The sequence below is a fragment of the Thioalkalivibrio sp. ALRh genome, assembly GCF_000381425.1.
Classification (GTDB): domain Bacteria; phylum Pseudomonadota; class Gammaproteobacteria; order Ectothiorhodospirales; family Ectothiorhodospiraceae; genus Thioalkalivibrio.
The window spans coordinates 56818-75472 of record NZ_KB906520.1 but is presented as its reverse complement, the minus strand read 5'-3'; the positions used below and the strand labels follow the sequence as shown (position 1 = coordinate 75472).

17 protein-coding genes are annotated in these 18655 nt (G+C 67.5%); 6 read left to right on the top strand and 11 right to left on the bottom strand.

The genetic code is table 11. The features are described from left to right. Position 1 precedes the first annotated feature (1 nt). Complete coding sequence (locus F791_RS0108155) at positions 2–517, bottom strand: peptidylprolyl isomerase (protein ID WP_018137548.1); 516 nt, start codon at positions 515–517, stop codon at positions 2–4. 494 nt (positions 518–1011) lie between these two features. Between F791_RS0108155 and gltX the strand changes: the two genes are divergently transcribed. Continuing rightward, complete coding sequence (gltX, locus tag F791_RS0108150; protein WP_019592438.1) at positions 1012–2439, top strand: glutamate--tRNA ligase; 1428 nt, start codon at positions 1012–1014, stop codon at positions 2437–2439. Positions 2440–2447: 8 nt separating this feature from the next. Here the strand turns inward: gltX and xseA are convergent, their stop codons facing one another. Continuing rightward, complete coding sequence (gene xseA / locus F791_RS0108145) at positions 2448–3863, bottom strand: exodeoxyribonuclease VII large subunit (protein WP_018994070.1); 1416 nt, start codon at positions 3861–3863, stop codon at positions 2448–2450. A 47-nt stretch (positions 3864–3910) separates the two neighbouring features. Beyond that, entirely contained in the window at positions 3911–4666 is a 756-nt protein-coding gene (locus F791_RS0108140) for a DUF4197 domain-containing protein (protein ID WP_018138427.1), read from the bottom strand. A 193-nt stretch (positions 4667–4859) separates the two neighbouring features. Between F791_RS0108140 and guaB the strand changes: the two genes are divergently transcribed. After that, positions 4860–6320, top strand: coding sequence for an IMP dehydrogenase (gene guaB / locus F791_RS0108135; protein WP_019592437.1), 1461 nt, complete (start codon positions 4860–4862; stop codon positions 6318–6320). Between the two features lie 64 nt (positions 6321–6384). Next, a complete protein-coding gene (gene guaA, locus F791_RS0108130) occupies positions 6385–7962 on the top strand; it encodes a glutamine-hydrolyzing GMP synthase (RefSeq protein WP_018175461.1) in 1578 nt (525 codons plus the stop codon). 21 nt (positions 7963–7983) lie between these two features. Here guaA and F791_RS0108125 read toward each other — a convergent pair whose 3' ends face one another. Beyond that, entirely contained in the window at positions 7984–8574 is a 591-nt protein-coding gene (locus tag F791_RS0108125) for a BLUF domain-containing protein (RefSeq protein WP_018138430.1), read from the bottom strand. Positions 8575–8653: 79 nt separating this feature from the next. Next, positions 8654–9505, bottom strand: a complete 852-nt coding sequence (locus F791_RS0108120; protein WP_018138431.1) for an HDOD domain-containing protein — start codon at positions 9503–9505, stop codon at positions 8654–8656. Between the two features lie 136 nt (positions 9506–9641). Between F791_RS0108120 and F791_RS0108115 the strand changes: the two genes are divergently transcribed. After that, positions 9642–10232 (top strand): RNA ligase partner protein, encoded by a 591-nt coding sequence (locus F791_RS0108115; protein ID WP_018138432.1) that lies wholly within the window; start codon positions 9642–9644, stop codon positions 10230–10232. A 10-nt stretch (positions 10233–10242) separates the two neighbouring features. Here F791_RS0108115 and F791_RS0108110 read toward each other — a convergent pair whose 3' ends face one another. Genes F791_RS0108110 through F791_RS0108100 form a run of 3 tightly spaced genes read right to left on the bottom strand, consistent with a single transcriptional unit; the run spans position 10243 to position 14441 of the window. Continuing rightward, a complete protein-coding gene (locus tag F791_RS0108110) occupies positions 10243–11343 on the bottom strand; it encodes an RNA ligase (RefSeq protein WP_018138433.1) in 1101 nt (366 codons plus the stop codon). Next, a complete protein-coding gene (locus F791_RS0108105) occupies positions 11340–13019 on the bottom strand; it encodes a Na/Pi cotransporter family protein (protein ID WP_019592436.1) in 1680 nt (559 codons plus the stop codon). Before F791_RS0108105 ends, F791_RS0108110 begins: the two co-directional genes overlap by 4 nt. 21 nt (positions 13020–13040) lie before the next feature. Next, on the bottom strand, positions 13041–14441 hold the full coding sequence (locus F791_RS0108100; protein WP_018138435.1) for an MBL fold metallo-hydrolase RNA specificity domain-containing protein: 1401 nt from the start codon (positions 14439–14441) through the stop codon (positions 13041–13043). Between the two features lie 195 nt (positions 14442–14636). Here F791_RS0108100 and F791_RS0108095 point away from each other — a divergent pair, with 195 nt between their 5' ends. Further along, complete coding sequence (locus F791_RS0108095; RefSeq protein WP_018138436.1) at positions 14637–15068, top strand: YbhB/YbcL family Raf kinase inhibitor-like protein; 432 nt, start codon at positions 14637–14639, stop codon at positions 15066–15068. A 24-nt stretch (positions 15069–15092) separates the two neighbouring features. Then, positions 15093–16637 (top strand): BCCT family transporter, encoded by a 1545-nt coding sequence (locus F791_RS0108090; protein ID WP_018138437.1) that lies wholly within the window; start codon positions 15093–15095, stop codon positions 16635–16637. A gap of 39 nt (positions 16638–16676) precedes the next feature. On the opposite strand, the gene F791_RS0108085 is transcribed toward F791_RS0108090, so the two are convergent. The 3 genes from F791_RS0108085 to F791_RS0108075 form a co-directional block, all read right to left on the bottom strand. Next, positions 16677–17135: an RT0821/Lpp0805 family surface protein gene (locus tag F791_RS0108085; RefSeq protein WP_018138438.1), complete on the bottom strand. Its 459-nt coding sequence runs from the start codon at positions 17133–17135 to the stop codon at positions 16677–16679. A 206-nt stretch (positions 17136–17341) separates the two neighbouring features. Then, the gene (locus tag F791_RS0108080) at positions 17342–17836 is read right to left on the bottom strand and encodes a dihydrofolate reductase (protein ID WP_018994783.1); all 495 of its coding nucleotides are present in this window, start codon (positions 17834–17836) and stop codon (positions 17342–17344) included. After that, a complete protein-coding gene (locus F791_RS0108075) occupies positions 17836–18654 on the bottom strand; it encodes a thymidylate synthase (protein ID WP_019592435.1) in 819 nt (272 codons plus the stop codon). Before F791_RS0108075 ends, F791_RS0108080 begins: the two co-directional genes overlap by 1 nt. Position 18655: the final 1 nt, after the last annotated feature.

Below are 18655 nucleotides of genomic sequence, written 5' to 3'. Positions count from 1 at the left end.
CTCAGTCCTCGACGCGCTTCACGCTTTCCATCACGACCGGCTCCTGCGGCACATCCTGGTGCATGCCGGAACGGCCGGTGGGTACGGACTCGATCTGGCGCACGACGTCCATGCCCTCGGTCACCTTGCCGAAGACCGCATAACCCCAGCCCTGCGCATTCGGGGCCGTGTGGTTGAGGAAGTCGTTGTCGTTCACGTTGATGAAGAACTGCGCGGTGGCCGAGTGCGGATCCTGGGTGCGGGCCATGGAGATCGCACCCACCTCGTTCTTCAGACCGTTGTCCGCCTCGTTGCGGATGGGCTCGCCAGCGGACTTCTGGCTCATGTTCTTGTCGAAGCCGCCGCCCTGGACCATGAAGCCCGGGATCACGCGGTGAAAGATCGTGCCGTCGTAGAAGCCGTCATCCACGTAGGACATGAAGTTGGCGACCGTCTCCGGGGCGGCCTCGGCATTGAGTTCCAGCACGATGCGGCCATGGTTGGTTTCGATCGCGACCTGCGGATTGGTATCGGCCATGGGGGCTCCTGAAAGCAGTAGGGCAAGAAGGGCGGTGGCCAGCACAATGCCGAGCCGGAAACGGGATCGCTGCACGGGACTGGCCCTCCGGATGAGTGTCGGGCGGCCATGGTACCCGGCAGGCGGGGTGCCTGCCAGCAACGCTACTAGGGAGACGCTGATTGAATCGCACGTCCGCGTTGGTGCCCCCTGTTTTCCGAGACAAGGCGCGTCGTGCAGCGGGTAGTGGTTCTACCCGCCCGTTTTTGATGGATTCGGGGCGCAACGCAGGATCGAGGAGCAGGGGGCACCAACCCCACAAGACATTTAGTGCAGGGGCTCGGCCGCTTTTGCGCGGGAACGGCGTTGCGGTTCCCTTGTGCAGAATGACTGCACGGCAGTCACCGCGCCTTGTTCGCACGCAAAAGCGACTCGAGCGCGGACGCGCGATTCAATCAGCGTCGCCCTAGGGCCACGGCAGGCCCGGCTGGTGGCCCGCGGGGTGCTCCGCTACCATGCGCGCGATGACGACACCGCCGACCAAGACTCGTTTCGCGCCCAGTCCCACCGGGCTTCTCCACCTCGGCAACGTGCGCACCGCGTTGTTCAGCGCGCTGTTCGCCCGCTCGCGCGGCGGGCATTTTCTGCTGCGGATCGAGGACACCGACGCCGAGCGCTCGCGCCCGGAGTTCGTGGTCGCGCTGATGCGCGACCTGCGCTGGCTGAAGCTGGACTGGGACGAGGGCGTTGACGCCGGTGGCGATGCCGGACCGTATGCCCAGTCCGAGCGCGGCGGGATCTTCGATGGCTATTACCAGCAGTTGATTGATGCCGGTCAGGCCTACCACTGCTTCTGCTCGCCCGCCGAGCTGGAGCGGGGACGCAAGCGCATGCGCGCCCAGGGCAAGCCGCCGCGCTATCCGGGGACCTGCTCCCACCTGAGCGCGGAGGAGGCCGAGCGGCGCGCGGCCGAGGGGCAGAAGCCGACCCTGCGCTTTCGTGTGCCGCTGGGTCGGACGGTCCGTTTCGAGGACGGGGTACGCGGGCCGGTGAGCTTTCGGACCGACGAGATCGGCGATTTCGTGATCCGCCGCTCCGACGGCACGCCCGCCTTCTTCTTCTCCAATGCGATCGACGACGCCCTGATGGGCGTGACCGATGTGGTGCGCGGCGAGGACCATATCGCCAACACCCCACGCCAGATGCTGTTGCTGGAGGCGCTGGGGCTGGCGGCGCCGGCCTACCATCACCTGCCGCTGGTGATGGGGCACGACGGTGCGCCGTTGTCCAAGCGCAATGGGTCGGCCAGTGTCGAGGAGTTGCGCACTACGGGTTACCTGCCGCTCGCGATCCTTAATCACCTGGCACGCCTCGGGCATCGCTACGAGTCGGACGAGTTACTGAGTGCGCAGGAACTCGCGGCCGGGTTCAGCCCGGAGCGCATTGGTCACAGCGCTGCGCGCCACGATGCGCAGCAGTTGGAACACTGGCAGACCGAGGCCCTGCGCCAGCTGTCCGATGCCGATCTGCTGGCCTATCTCGATGACTTCGATGTGTTCGGGCAGCTGTCAGAGGACCAGCGCCCGGCACTGGCGGGGCTGTTGCGTGACAACATCACCCGCGCCGAGGACGCCCGTATCTGGGTGGAGGCCTTCGCCGCCGATCCGGCCCCACTGAGCGAGGCGGCCGCCGCCGAGCTGCAGCAGGCGGGCGCGGATTTCTACCGCGCCGCCCTGGACGCCCTGGAAGAGGCCGAGGATTTCCCGGCCCTGGCAAAGGCTGTCGGCGCGGCGACGGGTGCGAAGGGGCGCAAGCTGTTCATGCCGCTGCGTGCGGCGCTGTCCGGCCAGACGCATGGGCCCGAGCTGCCGCGCATCTTCGAGTATCTAGGGCGTGAACGGGTGCGTGCGCGCCTGCAGGCCGCGCTTGAGCAGGCGGGCTGAAGCGCCCTTCAGTCTCCCTCGGGCGATTTCGTCGCCGTCACCTTCAGCTCGAGTGCGCCGCGCGCCAGGCGGGCCTGCAGCGGCGCGCCGATCTCGGTTCTTGCGGCGTCGCGCAGGACCTGTCCTTCTTTCGTTTGCAGGATCGCATAGCCGCGTTCCAGGACCGCCTGGGGGCCGAGGGCGCTCAGCTGGCGCCGGGTGGCCTGCAGCCGCTGCTGGCGGATCGTCAGGGCCTGACGCATCTGGTATTCGAGATCCCGGTGCAGGCGTGCCAGGCGCTCGCGGTGTGTGCGGATGTCGTGTGCCGGGGCGGCGCGCGCGAGACGCTGGTGCAGATGGTCGAGGCGCATCCGCGCGGAGGCGATGCGGTTGCCGGGGGAGGCCCCGGCCAGGCGCAGGCGTAGATGCTGCAGGCGCTGGCCGGCCTGCTCGTGCCGGCGCTGCCAGGCGCGTTGCAGGCGCTCGTGCTGGTCGTCCAGGCGCTGCGCGTTGCGTTCCATCAGCTGGCGCGGGTGGCGCCGTTCGAGTCGGGTCCACAGGGCGTTCAGCGTCTGCCGGTGCTGGGCAACGCGCTGGCCTGCAAGTGTAGTCATCCGGTCGCGCGCCCGTTCGATCCGGTGGCGCAGGGTGGCGCCATCCGGGCTGACTGCCTCGGCCGCCGCGGTCGGGGTGGAGGCGCGCAGGTCGGCGACGAAGTCCGCAATGGTGGTATCGGTCTCGTGCCCGACACCCGTCACGACCGGGATTGGCGACGCGGCGATGGCGCGGGCCACGCTTTCCTCGTTGAACGCCTGCAGATCCTCCAGCGAACCGCCGCCGCGCGCCAGGATCATCACGTCCACGATGCCCTCGCGGGCGGCCTGCTCCAGGGCCGCGACGATCTGGCTGGCGGCCTGCGCGCCCTGTACCGCGGTGGGGTAGAGGGTAAAGGGCAACAGCAGAGGGAAACGCCGCGCCAGGGTGCGTTCGATATCGTGCCGCACATCGCCCTGGGTGGAGGTGATCACGCCGAGGCGATGGGTCCAGGTGGGGAGGGGCTTCTTCCGCTCGAGGTCGAACAGGCCCTCGGCGGCGAGCTTTTCCTTCAGGCGCTGGAAGGCTGCCAGGAGCTGGCCCTCGCCGGCCGGCTGCAGCTGCTCGACGATGATCTGGAACTGGCCGCGTGCCGCGTAGATCCCGGCACGGCCCTGGATCTGCACCGCGTCGCCATCGGCGAAGCGGGCAGCGTTGCGGGCATTGCCGCGAAAGAGCACACAGCTGACCGAGCTGTTCGCGTCTTTGAGCGAGAAGTACTGGTGGCCGGAGGCGTACTGGCGCAGGTTGGAGACCTCTCCCTCCACGCGTACCCGGCCCAGGCCGTCGCGCAGCAGGCCGTCGGCACACTGGTTGAGTTCGGTGACGGTCAGTACGGGGGCGTCGCTCATGGTTCGGGATTCACGGACGTGGTGTTCGGGATGTGCGTGGCGAAGGGCTATTGTCGCCGGAACACGCGGTGCAGGACATCGGTGCCGCGTCCCTGCGGGTTGGCGCGCAGGCGGGCCTCTTCCTCCGCCAGCATGAAGAACAGGCCTTCCATCGCATGCTCCAGGACGTGCTCGACCGGGTCGAAGCGCACGCGCGCGAGGAAGGGGATGTCGCGCATGCGCTCCTTCAGCTCACCGTAGGTGTCCAGGGCCTCCACCTGCTCCAGGCTCTGCTGGATGGCCGGGCGCATCGTCTCGGTGATTTCGGCGCGTGCGTGGTGTTCGAGATGCCGGGTGGCGGCGTCGTCGTCGCCGACCAGGATTTCGCGGGCGTTGTCCAGGTCGAGCGCGAACACGGCCCGAACCAGTGGCTCGCGGGCTTCGCGTATAGCGGCCTCGGCGGCCCGGTTCATCCGCTCCTCAAGCTGGTTCAGCGGCGTGGCCATGCCGATGCGATCCAGCGACCGACGGGCGGTCGCGAGTACCTCCGGCAGCGGGACGCGCACGTCCGGGTTGCCGAAGAAGCCGTTGCGCTGGGACAGGGTCTCGGTGGCCGAATGGGAGGCGATGATCAGGGCCTCGTGTACTGCCTCGATGATCTCGGCCGTCGTGAGGTCGGAGGCGTCCGGGCGGCGGGTCAGCGCGCGCAGCACGTCGGGGTTGAAGGGCCACCAGCTGGCGCTGGCCGTCGGTGCCGCGGCAACCGTCAGCAGCCCGGGTGCGAGCATCAGGGCAAGCAGTCGGCGGCGGCTCAGGCAGGGCATGAAGGGGCTCGGTGGCTTGAAACGAGGACGGTCATCGTAGCAGGGTGCCGATTTCGCGTCTGCCGGGCGACATGTACGGCGTTCGCCCGGTCTGCTTGTCGGGAGGTGGCCGGAAAATTTATACTGAACGGCTATTTATCATTCCGGGAAAGATATCGGTTCTTTCCCCCGCTGGACTGTCCTGGAGCGATGCATGCGGATACTCGGTGAAGCCCTGACCTTCGATGACGTGCTGCTGATCCCGGGGCATTCGAATGTCGTCCCCCGCGATGTTGATCTGACCACGAACATCACCCGCGAAATCCAGCTGAGCGCGCCGGTCGTCTCCGCCGCGATGGATACGGTGACCGAGGCGCGTCTGGCGATTGCCATGGCGCAGGAAGGCGGGCTCGGGATCGTGCACAAGAACATGTCAGTCGAGGCCCAGGCCGCCGAGGTCCAGCAGGTCAAGAAGCACGAAAGCGGGGTAATCAGCGAGCCGATCACCATCGGCCCGACCGCGACGATCGGCGAGGTCGTGGAGCTGACCCAGGCCAATCACATCTCCGGCGTGCCGGTGGTGAACGGCAATGACCTGGTTGGCATCGTGACCTCCCGCGACCTGCGCTTCGAGACTCGCATGGAGGCCCCGGTCACCGAGATCATGACCCCCCGCGAGCGGCTGGTCACCGTGCCCGAGGGCGCGGACCGCGGTCACGTGCTGGAGCTGCTGCACAAGCACCGCATCGAGAAGGTGCTGGTGGTCAACGACGACTTCCAGCTGCGCGGGATGATCACCGTCAAGGATATTCAGAAGTCCACCGAACACCCGCACGCCTGCAAGGACGATCGCGGTCGCCTGCGCGTGGGCGCGGCGGTCGGCGTGGGTGCCGGTACCGACGAGCGCGTGGCCGCGCTGGTCGAGGCCGGGGTGGACGTACTGGTGGTGGATACCGCGCATGGTCACTCGCAGGGCGTGCTGGATCGCGTGGCCTGGGTGAAAAAGCACTATCCGGACGTGCAGGTGGTCGGCGGCAACATCGCCACCGCCGCCGCCGCGAAGGATCTGGTCGCGGCCGGGGCCGATGGCGTGAAGGTCGGGATCGGCCCGGGCTCGATCTGCACTACCCGTATCGTGGCCGGCGTGGGCGTGCCGCAGATCACCGCGATCTCGGATGTGGCCGAGGCGCTGAAGGGTACCGGTGTGCCGATGATCGCCGATGGCGGCGTGCGCTTCTCTGGCGACCTGGCCAAGGCCATCGCCGCCGGCGCCAACTGCGTGATGCTGGGTTCGATGTTCGCCGGGACCGAGGAGGCCCCGGGCGAGGTCGAGCTCTATCAGGGCCGCTCCTACAAGATCTACCGCGGTATGGGTTCGCTGGGTGCGATGCAGCAGGGCTCCTCGGACCGCTATTTCCAGGACCCGAACAGCTCGGCCGACAAGTTCGTGCCCGAGGGCATCGAGGGCCGGGTGCCGTACAAGGGCTCGATTGTCGCGATCATCTACCAGTTGATGGGCGGGCTGCGCTCGTCCATGGGCTATGTCGGCGCGCACGACATCGAGGAGATGCGCAGCAAGCCGCACTTCGTGCGCGTGACCGCCGCCGGCATGCGCGAGAGCCATGTGCACGACGTGGCGATCACCAAGGAAGCCCCGAACTACCGAATGGACTGACCGGCCCGTCACGGCCCGGTCCCGATACCCCACCGGCCGTCCGGCCGGTATAGCGGATGACCTCATGACCCAGGATCTTCACGCCCACCGCATTCTGGTGCTGGACTTCGGCTCCCAGTACACCCAGCTGATCGCCCGCCGCGTGCGCGAGGCCGGGGTCTACTCCGAGGTGCACGCCTGGGATATGCCGGCGGCGGATATCCGCGCGTTCAATCCCACCGGCATCATCCTGTCCGGCGGCCCGGAGTCGGTGAACGTCGACCAGCCGCCGCGCGCCGAGGATGCGGTGTTCGAACTGAGCGTGCCGGTTCTGGGTATCTGCTACGGCATGCAGACCATGGCCGCGCAGCTGGGCGGGCGGGTCGAGCCGTCCGAGCGCCGCGAGTTCGGTTATGCCCAGGTACGCGCGCGCGGCCACACCCCGTTGCTGCGCGACATCGAGGACCACACCACACCGGAGGGCTACGGCCTGCTGGACGTGTGGATGTCGCATGGCGACCACGTGACTGAGCTGCCGGAGGGCTTTCGCCTGATGGCCTCCACCGACTCCGCGCCCATCGCCGGCATGGCCGATCCGGAGCGCGGCTTCTACGGCGTGCAGTTCCACCCCGAAGTCACGCACACGACTCAGGGTCAGCGCATCCTGGAGCGCTTCCTGCACGAGATCTGCGGCTGCGAGTCGCTGTGGACTGCGGACAACATCATCGACGACATGGCCGCGCGGGTGCGCGAGCAGGTCGGGGACGACCACGTGGTGCTGGGCCTGTCCGGCGGGGTGGACTCCTCGGTGGTCGGGGCGCTGCTGCACAAGGCGATCGGCGACCAGCTGACCTGCGTGTTCGTGGATACCGGGCTGCTGCGCCTGGGCGAGGGCGACCAGGTTATGGCGACCTTCGCCCGCCACATGGGCGTGAACGTGATCCGCGTGGACGCCGAAGACCGCTTCATGCGCGCGCTCGCCGGGGTCGAGGACCCGGAGGCCAAGCGCAAGGTCATCGGCGGGCTGTTCATCGACGTTTTTGACGAGGAGGCCGCGAAGCTGAACAACGTGCAGTGGCTGGCCCAGGGCACGATCTACCCGGACGTGATCGAGTCGGCCGACTCCAAGACCGGCAAGGCGCATGTGATCAAGTCGCACCACAACGTGGGCGGGCTGCCGGAGAACATGAAGCTGGGGCTGGTGGAGCCACTGCGCGAGCTGTTCAAGGACGAGGTGCGCAAGATCGGTGTGGAGCTGGGCCTGCCCACCGAGATGGTCTACCGCCACCCGTTCCCGGGGCCGGGTCTGGGCGTGCGCATCTTGGGCGAGGTGAAGAAAGAATACGCCGAGCTACTGCGCCGGGCGGACGCCATCTTCATTGAGGAGCTGCGTGCCGCGGATCTATACGACAAGACCTCGCAGGCGTTTGCGGTGTTTCTGCCGGTGAAGTCCGTTGGGGTGATGGGCGACGGCCGGCGCTACGATTACGTGGTCGCGCTGCGCGCGGTGGAGACCATCGATTTCATGACCGCGCGCTGGGCGCACCTGCCGTATGACTTCCTCGACCACGTCTCGCGCCGGATCATCAACGAGATCCCCGGCATCTCGCGCGTGACCTACGACATCTCCGGCAAGCCCCCGGCCACGATCGAGTGGGAATAGCCGCTGCGGGGGGTGGCTAACTCAGCCCCCGGCCAGGAACAGATAGCCCGCCGTACCGGCGATGCCTGCGGCCACGGCGGCCGCGACCCAGCCCGCCAGGGCTAGCAGGCGACGCCGATCGCCCGGCGGGGCGGGGCTCGTTGAAGGCGTGCTCCCGCTGATCGCGGGTGTCGCCTCCAGTTCGCTGTCGCGTCCGCTGCGCAGGAGATCCAGCATCGCTTCGATCTGCTGGTCGTCGAAGCCGAAGGGATCGAACCGGCGCTGCCCGAATTGCTGCAACAGGGCGCGTACCTCGCCGGCCGCGGGAACATATTTCATCGACCACTCTCCGAAGCCTGCGCGCTCCAGCTCGCGTTCGCGCAGTACGGTGATCTCTTCGTGGCGCGGGTCGCAACGGATGCGCTCCAGAGTCGCGTAGACGGCCTTGGGCTCGCCCTCCAGGCACTGGAAGAAGTGGCCGTCGCCGTAATAGAGGGCACCCACGATGCCGGCCCGGGGGTTGTTCTGGCGCGACTGCAGCAGGATCCGCCCGACCTCGGGCTCGATGCCCTGGGCGGGATGTTCGTGGCGCGCAAAGGCCGCGCGGCTGACATACACCAGCTGGAGCGTCATCAGCGGAACATCTCTGAATGGATATGTAGGGAAGACCACGCCCGGGGTCGGACGTTCCGCAGTGGGATGAGCGTCGACCCTATTCGATGATCTGGTTGACGTGCTCCAGGCCAATCGCGTCGCTTTCCCAGTCCAGGTCCCGGGTGGACGAACGCGGGGCCAGGCGGCGCAGCGAAGCGACCCCTTCGCGATCGATGTGGGCCAGACGGTGGGGGGTGCCGACATGGCTTTCGATGTTGGCGGCCTGTACGACGTCGCTGTAGCTGATCGGGGACTCGGCATCTGGTTCGCGCTGGAGGTTCTCGTGGTCCGCGACCGCGCGGATGATCTCCGGCTCGAAGTTCCAGTTCTTCAGCATCGCTCGGCCGATCGCGACGTGTGCGGCATCTGCCGCTGCCTGCAGGGCGCGTGGATCCTCGTAGATCGCCGGCGTCTTCTCCGCACGGCGCAGGATCGGGATCATCCCGATGTCGTGCACCAGGCCGGCGAGCAGGGCGGTGTCCGGGTCCAGATGCGGATGCCGGCGCGCCAGCAGATAGCTGATGATCGCGACCTCGAGGCTGTGGTTCCACAATGCTTCCATGCGTTGCCGGATCGCGTCGTTGCCACTTTGAAAGACCTCTTTCATCGACAGGGCGATGATGGTCTGGCGCGCCCGCTCCATGCCCAGTCGGGTCACCGCGGAGCGGATGGTCGCGCAGCGGCTCAGTCCCCGATAGGCGGGGCTGTTGGCATGGCGCACCAGCCGAGTCGCCAGCGCCGTGTCACGCGAAATCAGGTTGACCAGATCGGCGATGGAGCTGGTGTCGTCCTGCACGATAAACAGCGCCTGCACGGAAATATCCGGAAGGGTCGGGATATCGATCTGCTGACGTTCCAGATCCGAGCGCAGTCGCTCGAGGAATTTTTCCACTTCCGCGCGGGTGGCCAAGGGTCGTCCCTGTATGGCTGGGAGGTCAGGCGGGATTATGCCACAGGGTGCCCCTGGCGCCGATCCGAACATGGCCTTGGTTGACGGGTTTGCGGTCGCCGCCGATGATGGAGAAAGAACCCGACAGGAGGTCGTGATGCGCCGCTTCGTGCTGGATACCAGTGTGTTCACCAACCCGCATGTGGCGGGCCAGTTTGGCGCGGACGCGGAGGACATCCTGCGCACCTTTCTGCATCTGGCGCGCGATTGCCCGGCCGAGTTCTACATGCCGCTGTCGGTGTACGAGGAATTCCGCGGCATGCGCGACCTGGAGGCCCTGGCCGCGGATTTTGAGACCGTGGTCTGGGTGCGCTCGCCGCGTCGCTTCGCCCTGACACTACCCAGCGACATCCTCTACGAGTTCATCGACGAGGTGCGCACGCGTATCGACCGCGGGCTGCGCATCGCCGAGGAGCACACGCGCCAGGCGGGTGCGGCGGAGTCGCTCAAACCCGAGCTCATCACCCAGCTGCGCGAGCGCTTTCGCGAGGCCATGCGCAAGGGCCTGGTGGACTCGCGCGAGGACGTCGATGCCGTTCTGCTGGCGATGGAGCTGGATGCGGAGCTGGCCAGTGCCGATGAGGGCATGCGCAAACTGGGCAACCGCATGGGCATCAAGCTCGTCACCGCCGATTATCTGCGCCGGGTGATGGAGAACCTCGCAGAGGCGGAGCGCCCCGGCATTTGAGCGCGCCGGCTCAATCGTACTGGCGTTCGCCGGCCAGGGCGGAGGCCAGTGTGCCGGTGATGCGGTCGAACTGGCGGTCGAATTCCAGCAGCCAGTAGCCATCTTCCTGGCGCGGTGCGTCGTCGGCGAAGGCCACGTGGCGTCCGCCGGTGGCACGCATGTGGTTCATGAAATGCAGCGCGTTGGCACGCTCGCGGAAGCGGCAGCGATAGCGATGGCCGACATGGCCCTGCCGGCGGTGCTGCCCGACCGCCCCGTAAAGCCCTGAAAGGAGCGCATCGCCGAGAATCTGTTCCAGATCGGTGTGGTGCCGGGACGGGTGCTCGGACAGAAAAATGGCGAGGCGCGTCAGGCGGTTGGTGAAATACTCTGGCGGCAGGTCGAGCAGTTGTTCCGAACATACGCGAATATCGGAGATGCACGAGCTCCCGGTGACATATTTGGCGCGGTGCTGCCCGTCCACGGTCTTCAGGACCAGCCCCTCGGCCCCTTCCTCGTCCAGCCGCCGTATCAATTGCCCGAGCGCCTGGGTGTCGTGTGGGGTGAACTGTCCGTGCAGGGGCGCCGGGGGCAGTGCGTGGTGCTCGATCAAAGAGAATTTCTCTGGCTGGGGCACGAAGCCGGGCTGGCCGAGGCGCATCAAGTCGAAGACGAACAAGCCCACATCGTGTGCGACCCGGGGGGTGGAACCTTCCAGGTACGGCGTATCCGGACCGGCGATCTCTGCGCACAGGATCAGGTCGGGCTCGGCGTCGAAGATCACCGGGTCCATGAAATCCGTCACCCGGTCTGTGCTGAACGCGCAGACGTAGCCGCCGCGGCTGAAGGCATAGATGCGCCCGTGCCAGCGCAGGATGCGCACGTTGAAGCCGTCGATCTTCTCCTCCGCCCAGAAGGGCTGGTCGAACTGACGGGGCAGCCCGGCTTCCAGCGACTGGATGCGTCCGATTGCCGGGTAGCCGGGGATTATTGAACCGTCCGGCAATACTACGGATCCGCGCGGGTAGTGATTAACCGGTTCCAGCAGCCGTGCGTACTCCAGCCCGTCAAACGTCAGGGCCTCGGCGCGGCGATTTGCGACGGCATCCTGCAGTGTTTCGTGGTCGATCATGCGTTCTCTTCTGTCGGGGTCTTCCTCAGGCCCCGGATCTGATCCTTCAGGGCCTCGGTGTGGCGGCGGGCCTTGCCGGCCTGGGTTACCAGGCGCCGCGCCATGCTGATGATCCGCAGCTGTCGTTCCATCTCGGCCATGCTCAGCGAGCCGAAGGTGCCTTCGCGCAGCAGGGCGGCCTTCAATTCGGCATAGGCGGATTCCACCGTGTCTACAGCCTCTGCGGCGGCCAGTTCATGCCCATTGTCGCCATCGTCCGCCTCCAGGTTGCACAGGTCCAGGGCGCGGATCGCCTGTTCCTGCCAGGCGCGGCGCTGTTCGGTCACGATCGGGCGCTCCTCGCCGCTGGACTGGCGGCGCAGGTCGGCGATGTCGTCGGCCAGTATGGCGACCTCGCGATGGTAGCGGGCAATGCGCACGGCTTCGGCGATTCCGTGCCCGACCTGTTCCGGCATTGGGTGGTTCGCGGTATGGGCCGCGAAGTCGGCGATGGCCTGGGTCAGCTGCTCCGCGGCCAGGCGCCTGCGGTCCAGGGTGCCGGCCGCCGGCGGCGCGGTCTGCAGGGCTTCGCGGGCCATCGAGTGGCCGATGTCGGCCAGGCGCTCGGTCTCCTGGATCAGCGACTGCAGGGCGAGATCCGGGACCCCGGAGCTGCTGCGGTCCAGGTATTGTGGCCGGGCGATGTCCTCCTCGATAGTGCGGAAGCGGCCCTGCAGCCAGCGGATCATCGGCGGGGCGACTGGCACCATCAGCGCCACCCCGAGCAGGTTGAACGCGGTATGAAACAGCGCCAGCAGCACCGCCGGCGCCGGGGCCTCGCCGGTGCTGCCCCAGATCCAGGCGATCGCGGCCAGGAACCAGGGCAGGATCAGTAGCGCAACGATCGCGGTCAGGCCGTTGAAGATCACATGGGCCGCAGCGACGCGCTTGGCGTTCGGGGTTGCGCCGATTACGACCAGCAGCGCTTTCACCGTGGTGCCGAGGTTGGCGCCGATCACGGCCGCGGCGGCCGCTTCCAGCGGTACCGCGCCACTCATCGCGGCGGTCAGGGCCATGGCCATGGAGGCCGAGGAGCTCTGCATCAGCACGGTCAGGAGTGCCCCGATGCCGACCATGATCAGGAGCCCGGCGAAACCGGGACGCGCCAGCGCGCCCAGGTCGAAGGTGGCGCTCAGTCCCTCGAAGGCCTCGCGCAGCACGTCGATCCCGAAGAACAGCAGACCGAAGCCCGCCAGCGCCAGGCCCAGATAGCGCGGCCGTGCGGCCTTCATGAACAGGTAGAGCAGGGCGCCGATGCCGATCGCCGGCAGGGCGAAGGCCTCGATGCGGATGTTGAAGCCGATCAGTGCGACCAGCCAGCCGGTCATGGTCGTGCCGACGTTGGAGCCGAAGATCACCCAGACCGACTGGCCCAGCGTCAGCAGGCCGGCGTTGGCGAAGCCGATGGTGGCGACCGTGACCGCGCTGGAGGACTGCACCAGCGCGGTCACGCCCATGCCCGAGGCGAGGGCACGCGGCCGGGTGCGGGTCCATTGCCCGAGGATGTGCCGCAACGCCCTGCCGCCGGCGGTCTTCAGGCCGTCGGTCAGCAGGGTCATCCCGAGCAGGAACAGCCCGAGACCGCCGAGGAAGCCGGCGATCAGGGCGTAGGTGCTGACGGCTTCGGCCTCCGGCATCGGTCCTTATTTTTCGCGCAGTTACAGCGTAATGGTCTCGCCGAAGGCGGGTGCATGCGCCTCGGCCCCCAGCTCGTCACGCAGGCCGGTGGCCAGGGCCTCGCGCGCCTCCGGCTCGCCGTGCACGAGGTGGAATACCGGCTGGTCCTGAAAGGCGCGCGCCCAGTCGATCAGCTGGCTGCGCCCGGCATGGGCGGAAAAGCCGCCCAGGGTGTGGACTTTCGCGTTCACCGCGACCTCGTCGCCCAGGAGCTTGACTCGCTCGGCGCCGTCGACCAGGCGCCGGCCCAGCGTGCCTGTCGCCTGGAAGCCGACGATCACCAGATGCGCCTCGCGCCGCCACAGGTTGTACTTCATGTGGTGCCGGATGCGCCCGCCATTGCACATGCCGGAGCCGGCGATGATGATCGCGCCGCCGGTGATCCGGTTGATCGCCATGGATTCCTCGACCGTGCGGCAGACCTGCAGCCCCGGCAGGTAGGCCGCCGGATCCCCATTCGCGGCCTGGTGCAGCCGGTCCATGTCCTCCGGGTCCAGCGTGCGGCGCAGGCGGGCGTACAGCTCGGTGACCTTGATCGCCATCGGACTGTCGAGGAAGACCTTCTGCTGCGGCAGGCGCCCGGCGTGGTGCAACATGCTCAGGTGGTAGAGGATCTCCTGGGTGCGGCCCACGGCGAAGGCTGGGATCAGCACGTTGCCGCCGCTCTTGTCGGCCTCGGCCAGGACCTGCGCGAACTCCTCGACCGTCTCCTCCATCGGGCGGTGGTCGCGGTCGCCGTAGGTGCTCTCCAGCAGCACGTGATCCGCGTGTTCCGGGCGTGCCGGGTCGTGCATCAGCACGGCGTCGGCGTTGCCGAGATCGCCCGAGAACACCAGGTGCCGATCGCGCCCGCCGGAGGGCACGATCAGGTCCACGATCGCGGAACCGAGGATATGCCCGGCATCGCGGAAGGTCAGGCCAATTCCGCCCGCGATCTTGCGCGCCTGGCCGTAGGGCACGGCCTCGCACAGCCCGAGGGTGGTGGCGACGTCGTCGATGTCATAGACCGGCTCCAGCAGCGGCTTGTCCGCGCGCCGGCGCCACTTGTTCTCCCACTCGATGTCCTTGCTCATCACGAACGCGGCGTCCTCGAGCATGATCTCGAGCAGCTCCTCGGTGCCTGGCGTGCAGTAGATCGGGCCGCGGTAGCCATCGCGCACCAGCTTGGGCAGGAGCCCCGAGTGGTCGAGGTGGCCGTGCGACAGCACCACTGCGTCGAGTGTTTCCGCCAGTTCGACGAGCGAGGCGCGGTTGGCCTCGTCCGCTTCGCTGTTGCCCTGGTGCATGCCGCATTCCAGCAGGATGCGGGCGTCGTCGGTCTCGAGGAGATAACGCGAACCGGTGACCTCGCCGGTTGCCCCCTGAAAGGTCAGTTGTGCCATGGGGGGAAGTGTACGCGGGACGTGGGTGTAATGGGCAAGCAAAGCGTTCGCACTTGATCCGGATCAACCCCGGGCGTGGCAGTTGACCGCATGGGTTGACCCACCCCGGCCGGCGGGCGAGGCTGTCAACAGGACCACGGGGTAGGTTGCAAGGCGATGCGGCTGAGCAGTCCGGCGTTTGCAGACGGAGAACGGATGCCGATCGAGGTCTCGGCGCGGGATGCCAACGAGTTGCCGCAGCTGGACATTCGTGATGTGCCGGCGGGTGCACGTAGTCTCGCGTTGATCCTGGAAGACCTGGACTCGCCGCTGGGGGAGGTCACCCACTGGCTGGTCTGGAACCTGCCACCGGATACGCATTGCGTGGATGCCCTGCACCTGCCCCGCGAGGGGCGCGTGGGGATGGATGCCTTCGGCAAGGTCGGCTATCTCGGCCCGGTGCCGCCGGAGGGCTGTCATCACTACCGCTTCCGCCTGCTGGCGCTGGATGCCGAGCTGGAGCTGGAGGCGGGGGCGACCCGCAGCCAGTTCGATGCCGTGGCCGAGGGGCACGTGCTCGACGAGGCGGACCTCACCGGGGCGCTGTGCTCGGCGGACGCGGGCGCGGATCCCGATGCGCCGGCCTGATTCCGCCCGCGGGGAGGCCGCGGCATGAGCCACTATCGCCCGGAGGCCTTCTTCGCCACGGTGAACCCGACGGTGTTCACTGCCTCCGCGATTATGGTGGTGGTGTTCGTCGCCTTCGGGGTGATCTTCCCCGACACCGCCAGCGAGGTGTTCGCCAGGATCCACGGCTTCATCACCGAGTATCTCGGTTGGGGCTACCTGTTGGTGGTGACCTTCTTCCTCGGCTTTCTGATCTGGCTGGGCTTCAGCCGCTACGGGGCCATCCGCCTGGGGCAGCCGGATGACCGGCCGGAGTTCGGTTTTGCCGCGTGGTTCGCGATGCTGTTCTCTGCCGGCATGGGGATCGGGCTGGTTTTCTGGAGCGTGGCCGAGCCGATCCTGCACTATCAGCACCCGCCGACCGGCGATGGCGAGACCGACGCGGCCGCGCGCCAGGCGATGGTCTACACCTTCTTTCACTGGGGACTGCACGCCTGGGCGGTGTACGTGGTGCTGGGGCTGTCGGTCGCCTATTTCAGCTTCCGTCACCGCCTGCCGCTGACCATTCGTTCGATCTTCTACCCGCTGCTGGGGGACCGCATCTACGGCCCGATCGGGCATGTGATCGACATCCTCGCGGTATTCGGCACCCTGTTCGGGTTGGCCACCTCGCTGGGTTTCGGGGCGATGCAGCTCAATACCGGGCTCAACGTGCTGGTCGACATGCCGGTCTCGCACTGGTGGCAGGTGGGCATTATCACCGCGATCACCGCGGTGGCGGTGCTGTCGGTGATCTCCGGGCTGGACCGCGGGCTGAAGTGGGTCAGCGTGTTCAACCTGGTACTGGCGATCAGCTTCATGCTGTTCGTGCTGATCGCCGGGCCCACATTGTTCATCCTGCGCTTCTTCCTCGACTCCACCGGCGGCTATCTGCAGCAGATCGTCCAGCTCAGCCTGCACACCGATGCCATCGGCGGCTCGCAGTGGCAGAAGGACTGGACCATGTTCTACTGGGCGTGGTGGATCGCCTGGTCGCCGTTCGTCGGCATCTTCATCGCGCGCATCTCGCGCGGGCGCACCATCCGCGAGTTCATCGTCGGCGTGCTCGCCCTGCCCAGCCTGTTCGTGTTCGCCTGGATGGCGATCTTCGGCGGCACCGCGCTGCACATGGAGCTGTTCGACGATGGCGCGGGTATCGCCGCGGCGGTCGCCGAGGACACCACCGTGGCCCTGTACGCGACCCTGGCGCAGCTGCCCTGGACCACGATCGCCTCCGGCGTGGCGACCCTGCTGATTGCGACCTACTTCATCACCTCGTCGGCCTCGGGCACCTATGTGGTCGATGCGCTGATCTCGCGCGGCTCGAAGCACTCGCCGAAGCGCCAGCGGGTGATCTGGGGCATTACCGAGGGGGCAGTGGCCGCCACCTTGCTGATCGTTGGCGGCGAGCGCGCGCTGGACAGCCTGCAGACCGGTTCCCTGACCGCCGGGCTGCCGGTCGCCATCATCCTGGTGTTCTGCTGCATCAGCCTGATGCGCGCGCTGGGCCGCGAGTACCGGGTCGAGGGCGTGGATCCGCCCTGGCGCTGACCCATCGCTCGGGCAGCGACCGGGCTGGGTGTGCTGCGGTCAGCTCTGGACCTGCCAGCTCCCGTCCGGCTGGCGGCATGCCGTGCCATAGACCTGTTCGCGCTGACCACCGATGGTCGCATCGATGGTGTACTCGCGGCAGGGTCCGGTCGCGGTATCAAAGGTCCGGGTGGGGGTCACCGCATACTGGTGTCCGGTATCCGGATTGACCCATTGCGCTGGCACCCCCGTGCGTACGGTTTCCAGGGTCTGGGCGGTCTTCATGCGGTCGACGTCGTCCATCGAGCGGCCGACTGCGCCGCCGATCGCCGCGCCGGCCAGGGTGCCGGCGATGATCGCGGCGGTGCGCCCACGCCCCGCGCCGACCTCGGCGCCGAGCAGGCCTCCCAGGGCGCCGCCGATCACCATGCCGGCCTGCTCCTGTCCCCCGTAGTGTGCACAGCCGGAAAGGGCAAGCGCCCCGGCCGCAAGGATCGTGTAGGTCGTCTTGCGCAGCATGGCATCCCTCCGCGCGAAGCTGTTGGATATGACCGGGCTCGACCAACAGCGCGCCGCTTGTGAGCTTGCCGGTCCGGAACCATCGGGTGCAGCGCCGTCAGGGCGACCTGCGGTCCTGGGTGTTTCTACCGAGTATAGGCACGAGTGGCGCGGCCTGCCCGCGAAGGCTTTCCGGGCCGGCACAGTGTCCCATGGCAGGGTGGGGGTTAGCGGCGACGTTCCAGACGCTGGAAGGTGAAGGCGCAGGCGTGGCGGTCGTCGGGTTCGTGGTGTTCGGACCAGACGCAGTCCCAGTCATCGGGGTTGATGGCCGGGAACCAGGTGTCCCCGGCATGGGGTTCGTGCACGCGTGTCAGGTGCAGCACGGAGGCCCGGGGCAGGGCCTCGGCAAACAGCCCTGCGCCGCCGATCACGAAGGCCGGGCCCTCGGGGATGGAGGTGAGGGCGCTGTCCAGGTCCGGATAGACCTCCACGCCGTGGGCCTGCCAGTCTGCCTGGCGGGTCAGCACCAGGTTGCGGCGCTTCGGCAGGGGGCGACCGATGGACTCGAACGTGCGCCGGCCCATGATCATCGGGTGCCCGTTGGTCACGCGCTTGAAGTGCTGCAGGTCCTTCGGCAGATGCCAGGGCAGATCGTTGTCGCGTCCGATTACATGGTCCGGGTCCAGCGCGACGATCAGGTGGATCTCGGGGGCCGCCATCAGATCGCCACCGGCGCCTTGATCGGCGGGTGCGACTGGTAGTCGCGCACCTCGATGTCGTCGAAGGTGAACGCGAACAGGTCCGTGACGTCGGGATTCAGGTGCAGGGTGGGCAGAGGCAGGGGTTCGCGGCCCAGCAGCTCGTTCACCTGCTGTTCGTGGTTGTGATACAGGTGGGCGTCGCCGAAGGTATGCACGAAGTCGCCCGGTTCCAGGCCGGCCACCTGCGCCAGCATGTGCGTGAACAGGGCATAGCTGGCGATGTTGAACGGCACACCCAGGAACACATCGGCACTGCGCTGGTAGAGCTGGCAGGACAGCCGGCCGTCGGCGACGTAGAACTGGAACAGGGTGTGGCAGGGCGCCAGCGCCATGCGCCCGGCGGTCGCGTTCTCCTGTGGTGAGACGGACTCGTCCGGCAGGTCGGCCACGTTCCAGGCGCTGATGATGTGGCGCCGCGAGTAGGGGCGTTGCTTCAGGTTGTCCACCAGTTCGGCCAGCTGGTCGTGCCCGGCCCAGTTGCGCCACTGTGCCCCGTAGATCGGGCCCAGATCGCCGTCCTCGGTGGCCCACTCGTCCCAGATGCGGACCTTGTGTTCCTTGAGATAGCCGATGTTGGTCTCGCCGCGGATAAACCACAGCAGTTCGTGGATCACCGAGCGCAGGTGGGTGCGCTTGGTGGTGACCAGCGGAAAGCCCGCGGCCAGGTCGAAGCGCATCTGGTAGCCGAACACCGAGCGCGTGCCGGTGCCGGTGCGGTCCGGGCGGTCGGTGCCGTGTTCACGAATGTGGCGGACGAGGTCGAGGTATTGCTGCATG